22 protein-coding genes are annotated in these 19127 nt (G+C 61.2%); 12 read left to right on the forward strand and 10 right to left on the reverse strand.

Annotated elements, in window-relative coordinates:
* Positions 1-5 precede the first annotated feature (5 nt).
* Positions 6-434: a hypothetical protein gene (locus AXG89_RS04675; RefSeq protein ID WP_119024622.1), complete on the reverse strand. Its 429-nt coding sequence runs from the start codon at positions 432-434 to the stop codon at positions 6-8.
* A gap of 248 nt (positions 435-682) precedes the next feature.
* Positions 683-1561, reverse strand: a complete 879-nt coding sequence (locus tag AXG89_RS04680; protein ID WP_062170281.1) for an NAD(P)-dependent oxidoreductase — start codon at positions 1559-1561, stop codon at positions 683-685.
* Between the two features lie 64 nt (positions 1562-1625).
* Here AXG89_RS04680 and AXG89_RS04685 point away from each other — a divergent pair, with 64 nt between their 5' ends.
* Together AXG89_RS04685 and AXG89_RS04690 are read left to right on the forward strand one after the other, a co-directional pair.
* Complete coding sequence (locus AXG89_RS04685; RefSeq protein WP_062168197.1) at positions 1626-2405, forward strand: Mut7-C RNAse domain-containing protein; 780 nt, start codon at positions 1626-1628, stop codon at positions 2403-2405.
* Between the two features lie 89 nt (positions 2406-2494).
* The gene (locus AXG89_RS04690) at positions 2495-2776 is read left to right on the forward strand and encodes a hypothetical protein (RefSeq protein ID WP_062001009.1); all 282 of its coding nucleotides are present in this window, start codon (positions 2495-2497) and stop codon (positions 2774-2776) included.
* Positions 2777-2887: 111 nt separating this feature from the next.
* On the opposite strand, the gene AXG89_RS04695 is transcribed toward AXG89_RS04690, so the two are convergent.
* The 3 genes from AXG89_RS04695 to AXG89_RS04705 all read right to left on the reverse strand — a co-directional run bounded on the left by AXG89_RS04695 (position 2888) and on the right by AXG89_RS04705 (position 5614).
* Positions 2888-3199 (reverse strand): high-potential iron-sulfur protein, encoded by a 312-nt coding sequence (locus AXG89_RS04695; protein WP_062001010.1) that lies wholly within the window; start codon positions 3197-3199, stop codon positions 2888-2890.
* Between the two features lie 124 nt (positions 3200-3323).
* On the reverse strand, positions 3324-4430 hold the full coding sequence (locus AXG89_RS04700) for an NAD(P)/FAD-dependent oxidoreductase (protein ID WP_062168199.1): 1107 nt from the start codon (positions 4428-4430) through the stop codon (positions 3324-3326).
* Positions 4431-4636: 206 nt separating this feature from the next.
* Positions 4637-5614 carry an AAA family ATPase gene (locus AXG89_RS04705; RefSeq protein WP_062168201.1) on the reverse strand — a complete coding sequence of 326 codons (978 nt, stop codon included), beginning with the start codon at positions 5612-5614 and terminating at the stop codon, positions 4637-4639.
* A gap of 352 nt (positions 5615-5966) precedes the next feature.
* Here AXG89_RS04705 and AXG89_RS04715 point away from each other — a divergent pair, with 352 nt between their 5' ends.
* Complete coding sequence (locus AXG89_RS04715; protein ID WP_062168205.1) at positions 5967-6470, forward strand: hypothetical protein; 504 nt, start codon at positions 5967-5969, stop codon at positions 6468-6470.
* Between the two features lie 18 nt (positions 6471-6488).
* Positions 6489-7295: an endonuclease/exonuclease/phosphatase family protein gene (locus AXG89_RS04720; protein WP_062000526.1), complete on the forward strand. Its 807-nt coding sequence runs from the start codon at positions 6489-6491 to the stop codon at positions 7293-7295.
* A gap of 7 nt (positions 7296-7302) precedes the next feature.
* Here the strand turns inward: AXG89_RS04720 and AXG89_RS04725 are convergent, their stop codons facing one another.
* The 3 genes from AXG89_RS04725 to AXG89_RS04735 all read right to left on the reverse strand — a co-directional run bounded on the left by AXG89_RS04725 (position 7303) and on the right by AXG89_RS04735 (position 9629).
* On the reverse strand, positions 7303-7710 hold the full coding sequence (locus AXG89_RS04725; protein ID WP_062168206.1) for a response regulator: 408 nt from the start codon (positions 7708-7710) through the stop codon (positions 7303-7305).
* A gap of 96 nt (positions 7711-7806) precedes the next feature.
* Positions 7807-8751 (reverse strand): aldose 1-epimerase, encoded by a 945-nt coding sequence (locus AXG89_RS04730; protein WP_062168208.1) that lies wholly within the window; start codon positions 8749-8751, stop codon positions 7807-7809.
* A 20-nt stretch (positions 8752-8771) separates the two neighbouring features.
* Entirely contained in the window at positions 8772-9629 is an 858-nt protein-coding gene (locus AXG89_RS04735; protein WP_231941282.1) for a phytanoyl-CoA dioxygenase family protein, read from the reverse strand.
* Positions 9630-9884: 255 nt separating this feature from the next.
* On the opposite strand from AXG89_RS04735, the gene AXG89_RS04740 reads away from it, so the two are divergent.
* From AXG89_RS04740 to AXG89_RS04765, 6 genes are all read left to right on the forward strand, one after another.
* Positions 9885-10943, forward strand: coding sequence for a LacI family DNA-binding transcriptional regulator (locus tag AXG89_RS04740; RefSeq protein WP_062170282.1), 1059 nt, complete (start codon positions 9885-9887; stop codon positions 10941-10943).
* A gap of 133 nt (positions 10944-11076) precedes the next feature.
* Positions 11077-12090, forward strand: coding sequence for an ABC transporter substrate-binding protein (locus AXG89_RS04745; RefSeq protein ID WP_062000529.1), 1014 nt, complete (start codon positions 11077-11079; stop codon positions 12088-12090).
* 144 nt (positions 12091-12234) lie between these two features.
* Entirely contained in the window at positions 12235-13806 is a 1572-nt protein-coding gene (locus AXG89_RS04750; RefSeq protein ID WP_062168211.1) for a sugar ABC transporter ATP-binding protein, read from the forward strand.
* Positions 13803-14801, forward strand: coding sequence for an ABC transporter permease (locus tag AXG89_RS04755; RefSeq protein ID WP_062168213.1), 999 nt, complete (start codon positions 13803-13805; stop codon positions 14799-14801). The genes AXG89_RS04750 and AXG89_RS04755 overlap by 4 nt, the downstream gene beginning before the upstream one ends.
* A 10-nt stretch (positions 14802-14811) precedes the next feature.
* Positions 14812-15774, forward strand: coding sequence for an ABC transporter permease (locus AXG89_RS04760; RefSeq protein ID WP_062170283.1), 963 nt, complete (start codon positions 14812-14814; stop codon positions 15772-15774).
* A 71-nt stretch (positions 15775-15845) separates the two neighbouring features.
* The gene (locus AXG89_RS04765; RefSeq protein WP_062168215.1) at positions 15846-16448 is read left to right on the forward strand and encodes an alpha-ketoglutarate-dependent dioxygenase AlkB family protein; all 603 of its coding nucleotides are present in this window, start codon (positions 15846-15848) and stop codon (positions 16446-16448) included.
* Positions 16449-16458: 10 nt separating this feature from the next.
* On the opposite strand, the gene AXG89_RS04770 is transcribed toward AXG89_RS04765, so the two are convergent.
* Positions 16459-16851, reverse strand: coding sequence for a RidA family protein (locus tag AXG89_RS04770; RefSeq protein ID WP_062168217.1), 393 nt, complete (start codon positions 16849-16851; stop codon positions 16459-16461).
* Between the two features lie 108 nt (positions 16852-16959).
* Between AXG89_RS04770 and AXG89_RS04775 the strand changes: the two genes are divergently transcribed.
* Entirely contained in the window at positions 16960-17460 is a 501-nt protein-coding gene (locus AXG89_RS04775; RefSeq protein ID WP_062000534.1) for an MgtC/SapB family protein, read from the forward strand.
* Positions 17461-17537: 77 nt separating this feature from the next.
* Entirely contained in the window at positions 17538-18761 is a 1224-nt protein-coding gene (locus AXG89_RS04780) for a DUF2252 domain-containing protein (protein WP_062168218.1), read from the forward strand.
* 49 nt (positions 18762-18810) lie between these two features.
* Here AXG89_RS04780 and AXG89_RS04785 read toward each other — a convergent pair whose 3' ends face one another.
* On the reverse strand, positions 18811-19089 hold the full coding sequence (locus tag AXG89_RS04785; RefSeq protein ID WP_062000536.1) for a hypothetical protein: 279 nt from the start codon (positions 19087-19089) through the stop codon (positions 18811-18813).
* Positions 19090-19127: the final 38 nt, after the last annotated feature.

Here is a 19127-nt window from a genome sequence, read left to right on the forward strand (position 1 = left end):
TTGCCTTATTTGCCCGATACCGCGAGCGACAACTTGCCCGAGCCAGCCGTCGTCGCCGTGATCTGCGTGCGTTGCCCGCGCTCGCCGATATAAAAATGCTGGCGTGCCGCCGAATTCTGATCGTGCGTGGCTTCCGGCAGGCACGACGCGATGTCCGGCGCGACCGCTTGCAACGCGTCCTTCGTCGAGCCTGAATCGGCTGCTTTGGTCCATGTACAAGTGAGCGTGCCGCCCTTCGCCGCGCATTGCGCGTCCTGGCCGTAAGGCTGGGCGACGGTATTGGCGTCGCCGGGTTGCACGGATGAGAATCCGCCCGGCGCGGCCGCGACAATACGCTTGAGCGCGCTGCAGGGCGCGGAGGTATCGTCGGCGAGGGCGAATGTGGGCATGTTCAGGCAAAGCACGCCAATGCCCGCCCATGCCACCATGAACATAAGACCCCGAAGAGTGCTTTTCATATGGTCGCTGTCCTGTCTCCGCATCATCTTTTTTTACGTTTGCAAGGGCTTGTCGCAGCCTGCGCGCGGCGTGTCCGTGTGTCTGTGCGCCACCGAATGCTTCCCGGTTCGATACCACCCGGAACCAGAAGGCGAACGGCGCGCCAAGTATACGGAACGTTGCCGCGCATTGTCGTTATTTATTGCGGATGCGACGGCCACCTGTTTTTATCGCTGAGCAAAAATCACACCTTCCTTCCTGCCCGCCGCGCAGCGACTTTGCCAAGCACCGCGAAGTCCTTGTCGCCGTCGCCGTGAGCAAGCGCCTCGATCAGGTTGTCGCGCACGAGGCTGCCCACCGGCAGCGTCACGTTGACCGCGTCGCCGGCGGCAAGCGCGAGACGGACGTCCTTCAAACCGAGGCGCGCCTTGAACAACGCGGGTTCGTAGCGGTTATCGGCAATCATGCGGCCGTAGCCCTGATAGACCGGACCCGGGAACAGCGTGTTGCTGATGACATCCAGGAACGTGTGCGGGTCGATGCCGTGCCCGGTCACCAGTGAAGCCGCTTCGGATGTCGTTTCTATAGCCGATGCCAGCATGAAGTTTGCCGCGAGTTTGAACACGTTCGCGTGCTGTGGCGTGGCGCCGACGCGCCAGGTCTTTTGTCCGATGACATCGAATACGGGCTGCACGCGGTTGATTGCATCATCGGCGCCGGCCGCGATGATATTCAGCTTTCCCGCCGCCGCCACGTCCGGCCGTCCGAGCACGGGCGCCGCGACATATGCCACGCCGTGATGCGCGTGCAGGGCAGCAAGTTCCTCGCAGAGCGCGACCGAGATCGTCGCCATGTTCGCGTGCACGATGCCTTTGGGCGCGCGCTTGAGCAGACCGCTGTCGATCAGGACGGCGCGCAACGCGGCGTCGTCGGCGAGCATGGAGAACACGGCGTCGCCCGCAAAAGCTTCTTCCGGCGACGCCACCACGGTCGCGCCTTCGTCGGCGAGCGGTCTGGTTGCATCGGGCGAACGGTTCCAGACGCGTACCGTGTGGCCTGCCTTCAGCGCGTTCAACGCCATCGCGCTGCCCATTCCGCCGATTCCAATAAAGCCGATATCCATGTCCTGCTCCTTTGTGATGTGCTTGCCAAAGCAAACGCGTCGAACCGATGCGATACTCGAAACCATGACGACTGCCACGTTCCGTTTTCATCGGGAGTTGAATGAGTTCCTGGCGCGAGCGCAGCGCGACCGGGTGTTTGCCTGCGGGTGTCCGGCGGCTTCGACCACGAAGCACATGATCGAAGCACTCGGCGTGCCCCATACGGAAGTTGCGCTGATTCTACGGAATGGCGCGCCGGTGCGCTTTGACGAGGCTGTCGAGGAAGGCGATTTCATCGATGTCCATCCGGTCGGCGCCGTGTCGCGTTCGCTCGATACCGCTCAGCTTCTGCGTGCGCCGTTGCGGCTCGATATGCTGCGGTTTATAGCCGATGCCCATCTTGGCGCGCTTGCGCAACGGCTTCGGCTCGCGGGTTTCGACACACGCTATGACAACCATTTCCCCGACGATGAAATCGAGCAGCTCGCGCTCGACGAACATCGCGTGGTGCTCACGCGCGATCGCGAATTGCTCAAGCGCCGCACGCTGGTCCACGGCTGTTACGTGCGTGCGCTGCAACCCGATGCGCAATGGCGCGAAGTTGCCGTGCGGCTTGGTCTTGCCCAACATGTGCGCCCTTTCCGGCTGTGCCTGATGTGCAACGCGCCGTTGCGCCGCGCAAGCGCCGACGAAGTCAGTGACCGCGTGCCCGACGGCGTGCTTGAGCGCCATACACGCTTTGTCACCTGCGATGTCTGCCGGCGGGTGTTCTGGGAAGGCTCGCACTGGAAGCGGATGCGGGCGCGCATCGAAGACCTGATGGACGGTGAAGCCGGCGCGCCGCCGGTTCCGGCCCCGGGCTAGCGAGCGAACGGGGCAAACCCGGGCAAACCCGGGACCTGCGTACAATACGCGCCTCGGCCTTTGTGTCTCCATTGCTTCAGGAAAAACGCGTGAAAAAATTCGACCTCGAAAAAAACAAGGCGCTCAAGCTCGCCAACGAACTGAAGCAAGGCAACGCGGCACGCTTCGGCGTTCCCCCTGAGCCGAAGCTCGACAAGCGTGAACAGCGTCGTCTGGATCAGGAAAAGGGATTGGTGCCGTTCGCGTGCAAGCTGGACAGCCATCTCGTCAAGCAGTTGCAGGAACACGCAACCCAGCACGAAGGCGGGATGAGCGAAGCGCTCGCCGATTTGCTGGTGAAGGCGGGACTGGAGCGCAAGGCTGCGAACTGATCAGCCATGTGTTGTCTGCAGAATGAAAAAAAGCCGTTCCGCTCGATGAGCGAACGGCTTTTTCTTCTTACGCCGGGGTCAGCTTTCCATCTATACGATGCTTCAGCCGAATCAGGCTCGCTTGTTATAAGCGTTGCACCATCCCTTCGATGCCACTTGCTTGCCCGCGAACATCGGACATGCAGCGTACGCGTCGGTCGCCTTCGCTTGATAGAACGAACAATTGCCGCAGTCCTGGCCGGCCGCGTAGCGCGGGAACTTGGACTTGTCGACGGTGGCGGCGTCTTCCTTGTAGCCGAGGCTCTTCGCCATGGGATCTGTTTCGGGCAGCTTGACCGGATCGGCGAAGGCCGTGCGCGAGACCGCCAGCGCCGATGCCATGCCAATGCTCGAGATCAGGAAAGTACGTCGGGTGGATTTCATTGATGTGCTCCGGGGTTCTGTGTATTGGGGGACGCCGTTCTTTTCGACGGCGATGTCCAAGAGCATAGCAACGGGGCGCGGCACGGAATCACTCAAATGGCGGAGATAAGAAACTCCGAAGGCGTCAAGAAACGCTCAGCATCCTCGCGACTTTCTCCGCGATCGCCAGGGAAGCCGTCAACCCCGGCGATTCGATACCGAACAGATTCACGAGCCCCGCCACGCCGTGCGCCGCGCGTCCCTGGATGATGAAATCGGCGGCGGGCTGGCCGGGCCCGGAAAGCTTCGGCCGGATTCCCGCATAAGCGGGTTGCAAGGCGTCATCGGGCAGATCGGGCCAATAGGCGCGAATGGCGGCGTAAAAGCCGGTGGCGCGCTGGGCATCGACGGAATAGTCGATCTTCTGGATCCACTCGACGTCCGGCCCGAACTTGGCCTGCCCGCCCATATCGATGGTGAGATGAACGCCAAGTCCGGCCTCGTTCGGCATCGGGTAGATCAGGCGGTCAAACGGCGTGCGTCCGCTCACGCTGAAGTAGTTTCCCTTCGCGAAGTAAAGCGGCGGCACATGGCGCGCATCCAGCCCGCGAATCCGCCGCGCAATGTCATTGGCGAACAGGCCGGCGCTGTTGATCACGCAATCGGCCTGGAATCGCAAAGGCGCATCGCCACCCGTCTCCACGATAAAACACCGGTCGCGCGCATCGATCTGCGTCACCGGCGTATGGAACGCCACGGTCGCACCATCGCGTTCGGCGTCGCCTTGAAGCGCGAGCATGAACTGATGGCTGTCGATAATCCCCGTCTGCGGCGAAAGCATCGCCTCCACGCAGTGAAGATGCGGTTCGAGCGCCATTGCGTCGGCGCCGCTCACGCGGACCAGATCCAGGACGCCGTTTTCCACGGCTTTCTGCTGGATTGCGGCGAGCTGCGGCAACTGGTTGCGCGCGGTCGCAACCAGCAATTTCCCGCAGCGGTTATACGGGACGCCATGCGCGTCGCAATACTCGTAGAGCATCGCGCGGCCTCGCACGCACAACTCGGCCTTCAGCGATCCGCGCGGGTAGTACAGCCCCGCATGGATCACTTCGCTGTTGCGCGAACTCGTGCCAATCCCGACCGCTTCGCCCGCTTCGAGCACGATCACCTCGCGGCCGCGCGCCGCCATCGCTCGCGCGACAGCAAGGCCGACCACACCTGCGCCAATCACCACACATTCGATCCTGTCCATCTCTTCATTCTAGGCGAGCCCGGGCTCGATGCGTTGTTGCTGCATTTGTTGCGAGAAACACAATTACCGATCGGGACTCGCCGAAACTCGTATCATTTTCCGAAACAATCAGCTCAATTTCAGGAAAGATGGCCGTTTTGCCAGAAATTTGACAGTTTCAGGCCATATTTCGACCACTTTTTGCAGATTTCAATAAATCCGCCTGATCAGAATCCGATCGCTTTCTTGTGGCTGCCGTTAGCCAGTTCAATGTCTTTTGCCTGGACTTCGTGCCGGTTGTCGATGCGCGCATTGCCGAAACCATTCAGCATCGCGCGCCGCATTTCACGGGGCGAGGCTTTCGTCAGCGCGTCGAGCGGTGCATCGCCGAGTGTTTCCGGGAAGCGCGCGCCCCAGGCGTGCGCGCTGCGGATCTCGTGATAGATCGATTGAGCGATACGGCGCGCGCCATCGCGATCCGGCGGCGCGATCTCGTACACATTCATGCGGTTGAGCAGCGGTTCGGGGATCGTGTTTGCCTGATTCGCCGTCGCGATCCACACCACGTTGCCCGCGTTGATCGGAATTTCGGCGAATTCATCGATAAAACTCTTCGCCGTATCGTGTTCCAGCAGCGCGTACAACGCGCCGAGCGGATCGTATTGGGCGTCGCCGGTGGCTTTGTCGATTTCGTCGACCGTCATGACCGGGTTTGCGTAGCTGCCGTTGACGAGCGCATCGAACACCTTGCCCGGCTTGGCGTTGCGCCATTGCGACGACGCGCCCGAAAGGATCCAGCCGGCGGTCAGGGAACTCATCGCGAGGTAATGGCACGACGTGCCGAGCAAACGAGCAAGCTGTTTCGCGAAATGCGTCTTGCCGATGCCAGGGTCGCCCAGCAACAGCATTGGCATCAGTTCGAGCCTGTCCTCGGTTTCGAGACACAACGCGATTTGCTTGCGGATATCGTTCAACGGTTCCGCGAAATTCGGCAGATCCGCCACCAGATCGTCGATGGACGGCATCCGGTTCGGCTTCACGCAAAAGCGCAGATTGCCGGCTTTGAGCATTTTTTCGTAGGTTGAGCGCAGGGCTTCGCTGCCGCCTTCGCTCAGGTCGTTCAATGCGGTTTCGACTTCGTCCAGGTCGTAGACCTTGCTGAACGATGCCACGGCGAGTTCCTGTCTGACAACGGCGGTGCTCATTGCTTTTCCCCGTTTTGATGGTCGGCAAATTCAGTTTATCGGCCATAAAACGGCACGCAAGCGAGCACTCGCGGGGGTTTGCTGCCAATCGGGGTTATTGCGACAGCGTCAAGCAGATGAGGCGTTCCGCTTGTATGATCGTCGGGTTGAGCGGGTGCGAAACGTGCGTCAGCAGACGCCACGCTGGTTCCAGCAATGGCGGCCCACGTTTCAGTTTGTAATTGGCGCCATTGGCCGCAAGTATCTTTTGCGCGCCGAACGCCCAGGCAGTACGCATGTCGAAAAACAGCTACCCGGATCGAACGAACGGGCGAGACGCCCGGAACAGAAAGGGATCAGGAGAAAAGCTCATATGTTGAAACACCAAACGGCCGCGTTGTTTTTTTGCGCTGCAGTCGCAGCACCTTTCAGCGCTCTCGCGCAAAACGCGCCGCCGCAGTCGGTGAAGTGGGAATTGCAGGTCTTGCAGGACGGCCAGCAGATCGACAGCTTTACGGGCACGACCGCCGTCGGGCAGGCCCGTACCGACACCCATCACCATGTAGTCAAGAACAATGTAGGTTGCGCAGACAAACCGGCAGGCGATATCGACCTGCAACGCACACTGACGCTTTCGCCCGTCCACGCCAACGCCGACGACATCACGCTTCAGATCGATGCCCAGGAAACCCTGCAGGACAGCTCGGCGCCCGTGACCGTCGCGGGCTGCAAGCTGCCGCCGCAGCCGCGTCAGGTCAACGCCGCGCACCCCGGACTCGTGCTGAAGCCGGGCGAATGGGCAACGTGGCAAATCGTCGATAAAAACCCGACGCTCACCTACAAAGTCCGCGCAACGCTCGCAACGGCTGCGCAGTAAGGGCAACACACTGATCGCATGCGAAATCCAGAACATATCAATTCCGGCATTCCTTCCACTCGCGAAATCCCCGACTTCGTGGCCGTGAGCTGGAACTTGCACAAGGGCCGCTCGCCGCTCGGTCTCCAGGCATGGAGCGCGATGCAGCGCTGGGTGCAATCCACCCGGGCCGATGCTTATTTCCTGCAAGAAGCCATGGCGCGCCGGATGCCGCAACCCGTGCTGGCGGCGAGCTTCGGCAATCCGCTCGACGCTCCCGCCAACGACCTCTGGCATTGCCAGGCGACCGAAATCGCGACTTCGCTCGATTTGCAGATCGCGCTCGGGCAGAACGTGTTCAAGCCATCGTGGCGGCACGGCAACGCGATTCTTTCGCCGCATCCGCTGGATCTGGGCGGACGCTGGGATATCTCGGCGCACCGGTTCGAGCGGCGCGGTTTGCTGGTCGCGCGCGCCACATTCGCCGGACGTTCGGTCACGCTGCTGTGCGCGCATCTGGCGCTGACGCGCGCCGCGCGATTGCGGCAGATGAACTGGATCGCGTTGTGGATCCAGAAAGAAGCGCCCGAAGGGCCGCTGGTCCTGGCCGGCGATTTCAACGATTGGCGCAACGATTCAGTGCCGCTTTTTGCCGAACTCGGCATGAGCGAAGTGGCGACCATGCTCGGGGAATCGGGGCGCACCTACCCGGCCTTTTCACCGGCGCTCGCGCTCGACAAGATGTTCGTTCGCGGCATGAAACCGGTCGAATGGATCACGCCGACGCAAGACACCGCGTGGCTGTCCGATCACCTGCCATATATGGCGAAGCTGCGAGTGGAGTGAGGCTTTTTTAAGCCCGCGAGAATTTATCGATGATCACGGTTTCTATTGCCGTGAACGACACGGGTTTGACCAGATGATGGTCGAAACCGGCGTCATGCGCCTTCTGACGGTCGCTGTCGGCGCCGTAACCCGTCAGGGCAATCAGCAACGCTGACTTCGTCACGTCGCGCGTGCGCAGGTCGCGCGCCACCTCAAAGCCGTTCATTCCCGGCAAGCCGATATCCAGGATCACGACTTCGGGCGCGAATTCATCGACCATTGCGAGGGCGCTCGGGCCGTCGTGCATCACGCGAACTTCGTGGCCCAGCGTTTCGAGCAGCATGGACATGGCTTCGGCTGCATCGACGCTATCGTCGACGAGCAACACCCGGCGGGGAAGTCCAGAGTCGCCCAGTGCCCCGTCGGTGATGTTCATGATGCCTTTCCCCTCAATTTTAAGATTCTCGAATGTTCTAGCACGCCCAATGAATCGAGCGCGCGGATAATTTCGAGATGATACCGGGAAAGTGGGTCAGCGCTGATGTGTGCCGGAGTATGGTCGCCATCCAAAACTCGCCTGAACGCGTTCTCCGGGTTGCAGGACGCCGCCGCCGATGTCCTCCTGCGGCACGTCCAGATTCAGGAAATCCACCGTATTCGATACCGGTTCCACGCACAGCAAATCCGGGTGCGCGGCGGGCGCGTACAGGACCATGTGGGCGAACATGGCGTCGGCGGTGAGAGTGACACTGCGGTTTTCGTCCGGCCACGCGATCGTCGCGGACCTCGACCAGCTGGCAAAATTGTTATCGAGGTCGAAGGCATCGGCGGCCATTCCTTCGTTCGATGCCAGCATTCCCGCGCTTTCATGCGCGCCCAGAAACGTGGGCAGGAGGTCCGGCGTTGCGTGCCACATTGCGCGGACGCCGGTGTGGATGCGCGTCGAGGGCGTGCGTGGATAGTACGGGTGGTGGCCCATACCGAAGGGCATGGGTTTATCGGCGAGATTGTGGATGGATAGCGTGACCAGCAATTCCCCGGCGTCGGTGAGTTCGATGCGCTGCGTTGCTTCGTACCGATACGGCCAGTGATGCGCCGATCCATCGCCCGGCTCGTGCGCAAGACTCAGCTCAACCGCATTTGCCGTTGTCCCGACCACGCACCACGGCCGGCGCCACGCGTGACCATGCAACGCGTGATCGAAGGCGTTGCCATCGCGCGAAAGATCCACGGTCTCGCCATTGAAGACAAACCGCGCGTCGCGCAGACGGTTGCAATACGGCAGCAGCGGAAAGCTCGCCATGCCAAGCGGATTGCGCGCGGCAAGCGCTTCGGGCGACGCGGGCCTCAGCCAATGCAGTCGCTCGCCCTGGTCGGTCAGGTCATAAAACGCAGCAATCGCCCCGCCGATATGCGGCGCGATCGACGCCCGCCTGTTTCCGGCGCGAAGCTCGATCAGCGCCGGATCATCTGCCATCTGCACGGCCCGGTCGGCGTTCAATATGCGAACCGCTGGTAGCTTTCGTCGAAGCTGCGCGGCGTCCGGTCGACTTGCGGGTTGTATCGGAGCAATCGTTTTGCGCGCGGCGGAAGCGATTCGAATGTCGAACGCGGCACTTGAACCTGAACCTCCGGCCGGAAATACCACGAACGGCTATAGCCGATAACGACCATCGGCCGAGGGTTATCGGTGAAATTGGGTGTCCCCCGATGCACACCGCGCACATCGCGAATCATCACGTCGCCCAGTTTCATGGGCACGCGTTCGGAAGGGAATTTGCCGTCGGCCAGGCCGGCGAGCGCATCTTCCCGCGATATCCGGTGCGTCCCGCGTGTCGTTTCCAGCGAACCGTTCTGGTCATCGACGTCGACGAGCGGGAAATTGACCGCCAGTTGAAACGACGGCGTTTCAGGGACGCCATCGAACAATGGCGGCGTGTCACGGTGCCAGTCCTGGAAGTCGGAACCGCGCACGGGGGTATCGGTGGCGAGCTGGCACATCACCGGGTCCGGACCTGCGATACGTTCGACAATGCCAAGTACGTCGTCATCGCAAAAAATGGCGGGGTCGGCAAACTCGCCTTCGAACGGCAGCGTCACGTAATATCGGCCCGGGCCGCGATTGCCACTGCCGCCTTTTTCGCGAGCCTCGTCAACGTGCGGCGTGAACAGCGGCTCGAATGCCGCGCGCCATGCATCGAGCGTTGCGCGCGGAAAGTGGTCGGGCAACAGCACAAAACCGTCGCGCTCGAAATCTTCCGCAAGCGCATTGCGAGCGCGCTCGTCGTAGCGGGCCATCGTCGTCTCCTTGAATTGCGCCACGTCGTACGGCGCGGTCGGCGCGCGTGAGTTCACCTCTGGCCACTCAAGCGCACGCCCCAAGAATCGCACGACCGGCATCATATCGTCAATATTATTAGTAATAACACTTAGACACCTTCGATTCCATCAAATGCCAAGCGTACCAATGGTTTCGGAGCGTTGCTCGCAGGAAATATTAATGCTACCGTCTGCGACATCCAAAGACCGCTTCATCGCGTCTTATTGCATCGAACAAGCCGTTTTTTCGCGGCCCGGAAAATGAAAAAATCCACGCAACGCCGCCCGACGATGACGGACATCGCGAAGCTGACAGGCGTCTCGCAATCGACCGTCTCACTCGTGCTGAACAACGCAACGAGCGCGAAGTTCTCCGACGCCACGCGTAACAAGGTGCTAAAGGCAGCGCAGGATCTCGGCTACCGCATGACGACCCGAGAACCGCTGGACGCCACGGTCCCAGCGGAAGAAAAAAACCTGATTGTTTATCTCGCCGACGAAATCTCGACGAGCCCGCATCCTGTCGTGAATATCGACGGCGCACGCGATACGGCGTTCGCAAACGGCCGCATGCTCGCGGTGTATTCAACGCATGGCAACGCGGAAATCGAGCAGCAAGTCCTCGATGCCACGCTGACGAATCCGAACGTGCTCGGCGTGATCTACGCGACGGTGTACACGCGTAAAGTGAGCTTGCCGGCGGCGCTGTCGAAGGTCCCGACCGTGCTCCTGAACTGCTACACAAGCGATACAGAGCTTTCCTCGGTCGTTCCGGCCGAGGTCGCGGGCGGCCATGTCGCAACCGACTATTTGCTGAATGCGGGGCACCGAAGGATCGGTTATGTGAATGGCGAACCGTGGCAGGACGCGGCGCGCGACCGGCTGAAGGGGTACCGGATGGCACTGTCCACGGCGGACTTGCCGTTCGCACCGGAACTCGTCCGCGAAGGCGACTGGAGTTCCGGTGCAGGCTTCGAACAGACGCTTTCGCTGATGCGCGAACCGAACCCGCCGACCGCAATTTTTTGCGCGAACGACCTGATGGCGCTGGGTGCTATCGAGGCGCTCAAGCAACTCGGATTACGCGTTCCGGAAGACGTTTCCATACTTGGCTACGACGACCAGGAAATTGCACGGCACACCCATCCGCCGCTTTCCACGGTCGTCTTGCCCAACTACGAACTCGGCCGATGGGCGGTCGAAACGCTGCTGCAGGAAGAGCACAACCGCGCCGCTGGCGCACCGGTCCGCCGGCGTGTCGTGAAGCTGGACGGACCGCTGGTGGAGCGCGCGTCGGTAAGGGTATTCACCGAAGCAAAACAGCCCGCAATTAATAATATTAGCGATTGACCAATAATAAAATGCGGTGGAATAATCGTCGCACTTCGACTTTTTGAGACGGAGCGAGCAAGACGCAAAAAGAACACGACACAGCAGGACCGACGTACTTAAAAAAGCAAGACCATCCATACCGGAGGAAGACATGCTGTCGCTTGAAAACTTGAAAACATGCAAGACCCCGTTCCGCGTGCTCGCCACGTCCGTGCTCGCGCTGTCGATGGCGGCGGCATTCGGCATTGCACACGCTGACGACTCTCCCCTGCCGAAGCTGGCGACTAAAAAACCGCTGCGCGTCGGTTTTGCGCAGACCGAAAGCAACAACCCGTGGCGTCTCGCCGAAACCAAGAGCTTCAAGGACGTGGCTGCAAAGTGCGGCTGGCAGATGGTCATGACCGATGCCAACAGCTCGGCATCGAAACAGGTCGCCGATATCCAGAGCATGATCGCGCAGCACGTCGATCTGATCGTGTTCCCGCCGCGTGAAGAAAAGCCGCTTGCGCCTATCGTGCTGCAGGCCAAGAAAGCGGGCATTCCCGTGATCCTGGTCGACCGCGACGTGGATCAGTCGGTGGCGAAGGCGGGCCGCGACTACATCACGTTCATTGGTTCGGACTTCATCAACCAGGGGCAACGCGCCGCCGACTGGCTCGTGAAGGCGACGGGCGGCAAGGGCAAGATCATCGAACTGGAAGGATCGACGGGCGCGTCCGCTGCGAACGATCGCAAGAAAGGTTTCGATGACGTGATCGCGAAGAATCCGGGTCTGCAGATCATCGCGTCGCAAAGCGGCGATTTTGCCCGCGACAAGGGCCGCCAGGTCATGGAAACGCTGCTTCAGGCGCATCCCGACGTGACTGCCGTGTACGCGCACAACGACGAGATGGCCCTCGGTGCAATCGCGGCCATCAAGGCGGCCGGCAAGCAGCCAGGCAAGGACATCACGATCGTGACCATCGACGGAACGAAGGGCGGCATGGACGCAATCGCGGCCGGCGAACTCGGTGCGAGCGTGCAGTCGAGCCCGTTCTTCGGCCCCCTTGCGTGCGACGTGGCGCAGAAGTTCGCGAAGGGCGAAACCATCCCGCCGTGGGTGAAAGTCTCCGACCGCTTCTACGACAAGAGCAATGTCGCGCAGAGCATGCAGTACGGCTACTGAGCGGCTTCTGAGCGGCCGGTGATCGGCCAAGCAGTCCGCTGTAAAGAGCAACGAAGGTGTTCGAAGCGGCGCGCCCGGTCTTTCGCCGGCCGTCGCTTCTTTTGTATCCGGCGAACATTCCGTTCGCCCGAGGAGACGCATTCGATGAACACGCCAACTCAATCGCCGCTGCTGGAGATGCAGGACATCGATATCAGCTTCGGCGGCGTGGCCGCGTTGCGGCACGCGCGACTGTCGGTACGCGCGGGAGAAGTGCATGCGCTGATCGGGCAGAACGGCGCGGGCAAATCGACGCTCATCAAGATCCTGACCGGCGCGTATCGGCGCACAGGCGGAACGATCCGTTTCGATGGCCGCGAAGCCGATTTCCGTACGCCCAAAGAGGCACGCGAAGCCGGTATCAGCACGATTTATCAGGAGATCAACCTGGTTCCGTTCCGCTCGATTGCCGAGAATATCTTTCTCGGCCGCGAGCCGCGGCGCCTTGGTTTGATCGACTGGAAGACGATTCATCGGCGCGCGCAGGAATTGCTCGATTCGTTCGGCTTGCAGATCGATGTCAGCAAACCCGTGCGCGAATTCTCCACCGCCATTCAGCAGATGGTGGCGCTCGCGCGAGCGGTATCGTCGGAAGCGAAGATGGTCATCATGGACGAATCCACGTCCTCACTCGATGAACGCGAGGTCGAACTTTTATTCAGCGTCGTGCGGCGTTTGCGCGACGATGGCCGCGCGGTGATCTTCGTCTCGCACCGGCTCGACGAGTTGTACGCACTGTGCGACCGCGTGACCGTCATGCGCGATGGCCAGACCGTCGCCGAAAGCCCCATGGCCGCGCTCGACAAACTGCAACTCGTGACCACGATGCTCGGCCGCACGCTCGCCGCCGTGGTGCAGGAGGACAGTGCCGTGAAGGAAGCGAACCTGGCCAAACGCGGCACGACGGCGATCAGCGCAAAGAACATTGGCGCGGGCGCGAAGGTGACGGACGTTTCGCTCGATGTCCACGCGGGCGAAGCCGTAGGTCTCGCCGGCTTGCTCGGCTCGGGTCGCACGGAGACCATGCGGCTGATGTTCGGCGCGGATCCGGCCGAGCGCGGGTCGCTTTCCATCGATGGAAAACCGGTGAATTTCAAGTCGCCGCAAGATGCGATTGCGCGCGGCATCGCTTATCTGACGGAGGATCGCAAAGGCGATGGGATCGTGCCGGAGCTGTCCGTGCGCGACAACCTCACGCTCGTTTGCCTGCGCACGCTCACCAAACACGGCGTGGTCGATGTCGCCAAGCAACGCGCGATTGTGGACAGGTTTATCGAATCGCTGGGGATCAAATTGCGCTCGCCGGATCAGCCGATTCGCGAGTTGTCGGGCGGTAACCAGCAGAAGGTGTTGCTCGCACGTTGGCTCGCCACGAATCCCTCGTTGCTCCTGCTCGATGAACCCACGCGCGGCATTGACGTAGGCGCCAAGGCCGATGTCGCAAAGATCATTCGCGAGTTGCGCGACTCGGGGCTGGCAGTGTTGCTGTCGGCGTCGGAGCTGGAGGAACTCACGGCGGTGGCCGATCGCGCGGTCGTGATCCGCGATGGCAAGACCGTCGCCGAACTCGACGGCGCACGCATGAGCGAGGCGTCGATCATGGACGCCATCGCCTACGGATCAGGTGAAGAGTCGGCGCTGGCGGAAGCCGTCGATGCCAAAGAAGGTCAGCCATGAACCAGAAAACTCAACCGGCAACGGTCGCGCCGCCCGTGGGACAAAACGCGCCGGGCGCAGCGAAGAAAAAATACCGCATCACGATCCAGCGCGAGATCGCCGTCCTTCTCGCGATGGTCGTGTTCAACCTGTTCTTCACGCAACACTTCTGGTCGCTGCAGACGTTCAACGTCAACCTGACGCAAGTGGTGACGATCGTCATTGTCGGCATCGGGATGACGCTGGTCGTGGCGACCGGGGGTATCGATTTATCGGTCGGCGCTTCGATGGCGATCGCCGGATCGCTCGCGCCGATGATCTTCATGAACATCGCCGGGCCGTTCGGCATTGCGCTGGCGTTTGTCTTGCCCGTGCTGGCTGCCGCGCTGTGCGGCGTGTTCAACGGCTTCCTCGTGACGAGGCTCTCTGTGCAGCCGATTGTCGCGACGCTGGTGCTGTTCATCGCGGGGCGCGGCATCGCGCAGGTTTTCACCGACGGCAGCCTGCAAGCCTTCAACAATCCCGCGTTCCAGTGGATCGCGTTGGGCCGCGTCGCGGGCGTGCCAGCCCAAGTGTTCCTGATGCTTCTGCTGGTCGCCATATTTGCGTGGATCGTGCGCAAGACCCTGTTCGGTCAGTATTTGCTCGTGACCGGCGGCAATGAACAAGCGGCCTATTTGAGCGGCATTCCCACCACGCGCGTGAAGATGCTCGCGTACACGTTGTGCGCGGCGCTGGCTGGGCTGGCAGGCCTTATCTCGATCTCGGTCAATTCATCTTCCGATGCCAACGTGATCGGCCTTGGTTCCGAGCTGGATGCCATCGCCGCCGTTGCCGTCGGCGGCACGGCGTTGACGGGCGGGAAGGCGTATATCGTCGGGACGCTGATTGGCGCGCTGATCATCCAGTTGCTTCGATACACCCTGCTCGCTCACGGGATTCCCGACGCGGCCGCGCTGGTCGTGAAGGCGGGCATCATCATCGCCGCGGTTTATGTGCAACGGCGCCAGCGCTAGGGGCATCGATATGAAAAAGAACCTTCCCATCCTGTTGGCACTGGCCGCGCTGCTTGTGTTCGGCGTGACCCGCTACGACCACTTTGCATCGGCCTACAACATCACCTCCTTCTGGCGATACAACTCGATGTTCTCGTTGATATCGGTGGGCATGGCGTTTGTGATCATCACGGGCGGCATCGATTTGTCGGTGGGCGCGGTGGCGGCGTTCGCGAGCGTGGTCGCGGCATTGGCAAGTTCGCATGGCGGCGTGGCCGCCGTGCTGGCCGGCGCGGGCGCGGGGCTGGCGGTCGGCGTGTTGAACGGCCTCGTGATCACGCACATGCGGATCCTGCCGTTCATCGTGACGCTCGCAACAAGCCTCGGCGCGCACGGCATGGCGCTGTTGCTGGGCCATAACGATGCGGTATCGATTGCCGCGGCCGCCGATTCCAGTTTCGCCAACTTCGGCCAGGGCGACTTGTTCGGCTTGCCGATACCGGGAATCGTCGCCGCCGTGGCTGCGGTTTTAGGCTGGCTTGCGCTGAGAAGCACGCGCTTCGGACGACACGCGCTGGCGATTGGCGGCAGCGAAGAAGCATCGCGGCTGATGGGTTTGAACGTCGACCGGACGCTGGTCGCCGTCTACGCGTTGAGCGGGTTGCTTGCCGGTTTGGCCGGTGCGATCCTCGCCGCGCAGTTCGGCGCGGGGCAGCCCAATGAAGGTATCGGCTGGGAGTTGTTCGCGATATCGGCGGTGGTGCTCGGCGGGACCTTGCTGACCGGCGGACAGGGATCGATTGCGATGACCATCGCCGGCGTTGCCTTGCTCGGGCTCGTGTTCAATCTGCTCAACTTCGAGAATGGTCTCGGCTTCATCAGCTTGTCGGCGTATTGGCAATCGGTGATACGCGGCGTGTTCCTGCTGCTGGTGATCGTGCTTCAGGCCAGGGTGCTGAAGAAACGTGTGACGGTGACGAAGCTCACGCATTGAGATGATTGCGCAAGCTCCGGGTTGGACAATCTGCTAACTTACGATGTCCGACCCCGCCACGAAGCGCCGCCATGTTCGACCTTTTCGACGACATCCCGAAGCCGGACATCGACTGGCTGCCTGAGTGGCTGGACGCGGCGACGGCTTCGGACACTTTGGCCGCGCTGCTCGATGAAGTCACGTGGCAGCAGGACATCATAAACACGCCCGGCGGAAAAAAGCCCTTTCCGCGCCTCACCGCGTGGCAGGGCGACCCCGGCGCGCTCTATGTTTACTCAGGCATTCGCAACGTTCCGAAACCGTGGACACCGACGGTTTTATCGTTGAAAGAGAAAGCCGAAGCAATCGCCAATACCGCTTTCAACAGCGTGTTACTCAATCGCTACCGGACCGGTCAGGACAGCATGGGCTGGCACGCCGATAAAGAACGTGAACTCGGCCCCGAGCCGGTGATCGCATCGGTAAGTCTCGGCACCACGCGGACCTTCGAGTTCCGCCACACGAAGACACGCCAGGTGCATCCGCTGCAACTCACGCATGGCAGCCTGCTGATCATGCGGGGACGTACGCAACTGGCCTGGGCGCATCGTGTGCCGAAAGAACCCGAAGCGCGCGGCGAACGCGTCAACCTCACCTTCCGCTACGTCGACGCGACAGCAAGTGCGCGTTCATGATCTTCCTAAGCTAACGCTTCGCCACGAAATCAATCTCCACGAGTGCATCGCGCGCCAATCCCGTCACGCCGATGCACGTCCGCGCCGGCAACGGCTTTGGCTCGAAATAGCTTTTGTAGACGGTGTTCATCGCCGGGTAATCGCGTTTGAATTCGGTCAGGAAAATCCGCACATTGACCACGTTATCCAACGATAACCCCACGCCCTCCAGCACGAGAATCAGGTTATCCATCACCCGGCGCGTCTGCGCTTCGACGCCTTCGGGCAAGGGCTTCGAATCATCGTCGGGATCGGTCGGCATCTGGCCGGTGAGGAACACCCAGCCATCGGCTTCCGCTGCGTGGGAAAAAGGCGCGACCGGCGTGGGGGCGGCATCGACCATCGTAAAGGTGGGTAAGCTCATTGTGTCTCCTTGAAAAAGCACAGCCCGTTACCGTAACGGATCAAAATTCAAGTCGCTTCGCAAGAAGCATTCACAATGCAGGCGTGACCATTTAATCGCAGGCCCGCAATGCTCCCTCTCCCCGTTCTCACCGATGTCGTAATCCGCATGTTCTGGGCGCTTGCGATAGGTTGCATCATCGGCGTGGATCGCGATCTGCACGGCAAACCTACGGGCATGAAGACGCTCGGGCTCGTGTCGCTCGGCGCTTGCCTCACGACCATGGCCGCGATGGGCTTTGCCACGCAAAGTGCAACGATGAGCACCGACGTTTCGCGTGCGATCCAAGGGATTGTTACCGGCATCGGCTTTCTGGGCGCGGGCGTGATCGTGCAAACGCCGGGGCAATACCGGATTCGCGGGCTGACCACGGCGGCATCGATATGGGTGACGGCGGCGGTAGGTATCGTCTGCGGGCTGGGGGTGTGGAGCGTTGCGCTGATCGCAACCGTGATGTTGATCGTGTTGCTGGTCGTTGGACGGAAGGTCGAAAAGGCACTGCACAGACAATGGATAAAAAAGCCGCCTGCCGAACGTGCAGCAAGCTCAGATCTGGAGGACCTCGGTTGACCATCGAACCATACAAAAGCATTACGAATCAACGGCATGCGGCTTGCTTAAGGCAAGCACTAACAGGACGATCCCCCATGCCCAAGAAAAAATCCCCCGCCCTTCCCGGCATCAATGATCGTCAGCCGCTGCTCAACGCGCGCCGCAACATGAAGATGGCCGAATCCGCGCACGCCTACGTGCGCGGCAACACGAGCAAGTTCTATGAATGGCTCGACGGCATAGAAGGTCACACGCTTCCCGAAGGTCCGGCCATCTGGATCTGCGGCGATTGCCATACCGGCAATCTCGGGCCGGTTGCCAACACCGATGGCGAGGTCGAGATCCAGATTCGCGATCTCGACCAGACTGTGATAGGCAATCCGGCGCATGACATCGTGCGGCTGGGGTTATCGCTGGCGACGGCTGCGCGGGGTTCCGACCTGCCCGGCGTCACGACTGCACGCATGATCGAAGCGCTCTCGGAAGGCTACGAACACGCGTTCGATGCCACCACCAAGGATCGCCCGATCAAGAACACGAAGCCCGAAGCCGTGCGCGTGATGATGAAGGAAGCTGTGCGGCGAACGTGGCAGCAACTGGCGGTTGAACGTATCGACGATACGGAGCCGAGCATTCCCCTCGGCAAGCGTTTCTGGCCGCTCGATAAAAAAGAGCGCAGCGAGATAGAAGCCCTGTTCGAGCGCCGCGAGATCGCCGACATTGCGACGGCCCTGCGCAAGAACGCCGATGAAGAAAACGTCTCCGTCATCGATGCCGCGTATTGGGTCAAAGGCTGCAGCTCGCTCGGACGCTTGCGGTATGCGGTATTGCTGGACGTCGATGGTGGCGTGGTGGAAGGCGACGACCTTTGTCTTATCGATATCAAGGAAGGGCTGAAGGCCGCCGCGCCGCGTTACCCCGGTCAGGACATGCCGCGCGATAACGGCGAGCGGATCGTCGAGGGCGCGAGGCATTTGACGCCGGCGCTGGGTGAGCGCATGCGTTCGGCGCGTTTGAATGATCGATCGGTGGTGATTCGTGAATTGTTGCCGCAGGACATGAAGCTTACCGTCGAACAGCTCACGCAAGAGGAAGCGATGAAAGCGGCGCGTTTCCTCGCGATGGTGGTCGGCAAAGCGCACGCGCGGCAGATGGACAAGTCGGGGCGGCGCGCGTGGTTATCCGAGTTGCGCCGGGCGCGGAGCAAGTCGCTGGATGCGCCGTCGTGGCTTTGGAGTAGCATCGTGGCGCTGGTGAGCAGTCACGAAGCGGGGTATCTGGAACATTGCCGACGGTATGCGTTGACGCCGGCTTTGTAACGCCACAACGAAAAAGGCCACTCGGTGTGATCGAGCGGCCTTTTGAATTTTAGTACCCGTGGCGATCATGCCAACGATGCTCACGCCACTCATGATGCCGCCACTCACGGCGACGCCATTCGCGTTCACGCCAGCCATCGTCACGATAACCGCCGTAGCCGCCATACCCGACCACCACAGGCGGAGGCGGCGCCACGTACACAGGAGCCTGCTGCGCGTAATACCCCGGCACGCCGATTCCAACATCCACATTGACATGCGCTGAAGCCGCCGCCGATGCCATCAGTACGCCCAACCCCAGTACTGCACCCAGTATCTTCTTGTTCATCTAGTCTCTCCGCGCACTTGTCGTGCTCTTGGTGTATG

It is taken from the genome of Burkholderia sp. PAMC 26561, assembly GCF_001557535.2.
In the GTDB taxonomy this organism is placed as follows: domain Bacteria; phylum Pseudomonadota; class Gammaproteobacteria; order Burkholderiales; family Burkholderiaceae; genus Caballeronia.